The sequence below is a fragment of the Microbispora amethystogenes genome, assembly GCF_016863015.1.
GTDB lineage: Bacteria > Actinomycetota > Actinomycetes > Streptosporangiales > Streptosporangiaceae > Microbispora > Microbispora amethystogenes.
The window spans coordinates 1-3,796 of sequence record NZ_BOOB01000091.1 but is presented as its reverse complement, the minus strand read 5'-3'; the positions used below and the strand labels follow the sequence as shown (position 1 = coordinate 3,796).

General features: G+C 70.7%; 4 protein-coding genes. 2 read left to right on the top strand and 2 right to left on the bottom strand.

Going from position 1 to position 3,796, the window contains the following annotated elements; genetic code table 11:
- Positions 1-254 (bottom strand): ATP-binding cassette domain-containing protein (locus Mam01_RS35745; protein ID WP_373868745.1); only part of this gene is annotated, 254 nt, incomplete at its 3' end.
- Positions 255-615: 361 nt separating this feature from the next.
- Positions 616-1,914 (bottom strand): ROK family transcriptional regulator, encoded by a 1,299-nt coding sequence (locus Mam01_RS35740; RefSeq protein ID WP_239101872.1) that lies wholly within the window; start codon positions 1,912-1,914, stop codon positions 616-618.
- 246 nt (positions 1,915-2,160) lie between these two features.
- Between Mam01_RS35740 and Mam01_RS35735 the strand changes: the two genes are divergently transcribed.
- Both Mam01_RS35735 and Mam01_RS35730 read left to right on the top strand, forming a co-directional pair.
- The gene (locus tag Mam01_RS35735; RefSeq protein ID WP_204289647.1) at positions 2,161-3,447 is read left to right on the top strand and encodes an ROK family transcriptional regulator; all 1,287 of its coding nucleotides are present in this window, start codon (positions 2,161-2,163) and stop codon (positions 3,445-3,447) included.
- 133 nt (positions 3,448-3,580) lie between these two features.
- Positions 3,581-3,796 (top strand): hypothetical protein (locus Mam01_RS35730; protein ID WP_204289646.1); only part of this gene is annotated, 216 nt, incomplete at its 3' end.

The following is a 3,796-nucleotide window of genomic DNA, read 5'->3' as shown; positions in this document are numbered from 1 at the left end:
TGCTTGATCGCGGCGGTCGGGCTGGTCAGCCGGACCTCCTGGCCGTCGAAGGAGATCGTCCCCTCGTCGGGCTGGTGTGCCCCGGCCAGAGTCTTGATCAGGGTGGACTTACCGGCGCCGTTCTGGCCGAGCAGGCAGTGCACCTCGCCGACGCGGACATCGAGGTCGACGCCGTTCAGTGCGCGCACACCGGGGAACTGCTTGACGATGCCTCGCATCTCCAGCAGGGACGACTCGGACGATGACGGCTGCACAGAGGCCTCCTAGGGGTGGGTGCGGCCGGGCCCCGCCCGCCTGACGGCGCCGGCTGGCACCGCCGCTACGGCACCGATGTCGGCGTCAACGATGCCGACGCGGCTCCGGACAGCCGTACAGGCGGGCGGGACGTTCTTGTGGGAAAGGGCTCGGAATGGCTTGGATGGTGGTGGTGATCCCGTCCGCCTGACCGCATGTCCCATCGCCACGGCACGCGGGATGGGCGGGGGGGAGTACCGAGCGGGGAGCACGGTCAGGCGGACGGGACGTTCGAAGGGGACGATGATCAGAGGAGTGGGGGTCGGAAACCGGCTCGCGGGCAGAGACGTCCGCCGCCGGACAGGTCGTCGGAGTCCTCGATCACCCCGATGGCAGGGGATGTCGGATCGATATGGCGGTGGGGTCGGACAGCGCCCGTTCGACGACGACCCCGGCCGCTCCACGTGCCGCGGCGCCGAAGCCGAGATCGGATGCGACGAACCTGCAGCGTTCGGCGGCGCCGGTCATGCCCAGACGCGCCAGTTCCTGCCGGGCGGCGGGGATGAGCCGGTCGGCGAGCCTGGCGAAGTAACCGCCGAGCACGATCACTCGTGGATTGAACAGGTTGACCAGCACCGACGCCCCGAGCCCGAGCCACCGGCCCACTTCCACGATGGCGGCGTCGACCCTCGGGTCGCCTTCCGCCCGCCGCTGCTCGATCTCGGCCAGCCGCTCCTCCGGATCACGGACGACCTGCCGGCCCATGCCGTACGCCCGGTCGGGGGTGGCCATGCGTACCAGCGCGGCCAGCCCGACCTTGGTCTCCCAGCAGCCGACGCGGCCGCAGCGGCAGGGCTCACCGGCGGGGTCGACCAGGATGTGGCCGACCTCCCCGGCGAATCCGTCCGCTCCGCCCAGCAGTCGCCCGCCGGAGATTACACCGCCTCCGACCCCCACCTCGCCGGTGAGGTAAACAAGGTCGGACGTGCCCGCCTCGGAGCCGGAGGTGTATTCGGCCAGCGCGGCGAGATTGGCGTCGTTGTCCACAACGATGGGGATGTCCGGGCGGATGCCGGCCTGGGACAGCCGCTCCGCCACCGCCACTCCGTGCCAGCCGAGGTTCGGCGCCACGACGACGGTACCGGTGATCGTGTCGATCAGTCCCGGGATGGCCACGGTGACCCCCGCGGGCGTCACCCCGAGCCGGTCGAGGTCGGCCAAAGTCTTCTCGACCACGAGGGCCAGTTCGTCGAGCGAGCGCTCCGGGCTGGACCCCATCGCGTCGAAGCCGACGCGCCGGTCCACGAGCACCCGGCCGGCCAGATCGGTGGCGATGGCGGCGATGTAGTCGACGTTGACCTCCACGCCCAGGGCGCCGACCCGCGAACCGTCGAGGGCGAGCGCGACGCTCGGGCGGCCGACGGAGCCCGCGTGCTGCGGCCCCGTCTCCATCACCAGTCCGCGTGCCTGCAACTCGCTGACCAGGCTGGTGACGGTGGTCTTGTTCAGCCCGGTCGCGAGCGCGACGGCCGACCGGGAGCACGGGCCCGAGGCGCTCACGTGACGCAGCACCAGAGCGAGGTTGGAACGGCGCACGGTGGCCTGGTCAGCGGGAACCCCCGCTGACAGGCCGCGACTCAGCGAGTCGCCCGTACGGCCGTCGGCCCTGCTTCGGTCCACGCCTCTCCCTCAATTAGTTCGTGTGGCTCGCCGAATTAATGCCAGCGACTTCCGGCGGGCGCAAGACTGAAACCGGTTGCAGGTTCCGTAACAGTCCGGTAACCCCCAGGTCATATAGCCGTTGAGCTGCGGCTGGCCCGACGATGCCAACTCGTTACTCGACAGATGGGTGCAGGTCCGGACATCCTCGTGTTACAACGCTGATTAATTGATCTCAGAGACAAACAAAGGGCGGGTGAGGGTCAGGTGACGTACGAGCCGAACCTCCTCCGCACCCCGGGCGGCGCGACACCGCCCGCGGCGGGCCCCGCGGCCCTGCGCAGGGCGAATCTCTCGCTTGTGCTGCGTGAGCTGCGCGACCACGACTCCCTTTCCCGCGCCGACATCGCCGACGCGACCGGGCTCCACCGGGCCACCGTCTCCAACCTCATGGCCGAGCTGCTCGAACGGCGGCTGGTGCGGGAGGTCGGGGTCGAGCACGTGGGCGCGATCGGCCGGCCCAGAAGGGCCGTCGCGCTGCACGGCGCGCACGTGGGCGCTCTCGGACTGGAGATCAATGTCGACTACATCGCGGTCCACGGCACCGACCTCAGCGGCCGGGTGCTGGTCGAGCGCCGCGTGGCCTTCGACGCGATGGGCAGCGGCACCGAAAGAGCGGTCCGCCGCCTCGGGCTCGTCGCGAAAGAGGCGGCGGAAGCGATGGAACGTGCTAGAGCGGTCCCCGCCGGCATCGCGGTGGCCGTCCCCGGCCTCGTGGACGTCGCGCGCGGCGTGGTGACGCTCGCGCCGAACCTCTACTGGCACGACCTGCCGCTGGCGGACGAACTGACCTCCATGCTCAGGCCGCTGGACGTTCCGGTGAGGGTGGACAACGACGCCAACCTCTCCGCGCTGGCCGAGTTCACCTCGGGCGTCGCCGCGGGCACGCCCGACCTGGTCTATCTCACCGGAGAGGTCGGCGTCGGCGGTGGCATCATCTCGGGCGGCAGGCTCCTGTGCGGAGCTGACGGCTACTCCGGCGAGGTCGGTCACCTGCGGGTCGACCCGAACGGCGACCAGTGCGGCTGCGGCCGCGTCGGATGCTGGGAGACCAAGGTCGGGCTGGCCGCACTGGTCCGCGCGGCCATGCCCGAGCAGGCGTACGGGCTGCCCGGGATGCCGGTGCCCGACCCCGACGAGCGCGTGGCCGACATCGCCCGGGGCCTGTCCTCCGGCGACCGGCGCATGACGCAGGCGGTCGCGCAGGTCGGCCAATGGCTCGGGCTCGGCGGCTCGATCCTGGCCAACCTGTTCAACCCCCGCGTGATCGTGATCGGAGGCTACTTCGCCTCGCTGGCTCAGTGGCTCCTGCCCCACGCGCAGGACCAGCTGAACCGGCTGGTGGTGGCCGGCTCCGGCGCCCAGTGCCGGTTCGTCGCCTCCACGCTCGGCTTCGGCGCCGCGTCACGCGGCGCCGCGAGCATGGTGGTCGACCAGATCATCAACGACCCGACCTCGATCCTCGATTCATTACCCCGGCCGGCAGTTCACTGACGGCCCCCACAGACCTGGAACGGCACCTTCCAGCACCCCGAAACACCCCGGAATATCCACGACAACCAAGTGGCAACAAGCGCGGCGGCGCGCGCCTTGCCTGACCTTCCCCCCAGTCAGGAAAGGGTCCTCCATGTCTCCACGTTCTCGAACGTGGGCCAGGTCGCTCAACGCGACCCTGCCAACCAGCGGACGACGTCCGAAACGTCTCACCGCGGCGACGACGGCCATCGCCCTCGCCGCTCCCGTAATCACCCTCCTCGCGACGCCGGTGGCCGCCCAGGCCGCCACCACGGCGGCCGCGGCGGCGCCCGACTTCAAGGTGCTCGTCTTCTCGAAGACGACGGGG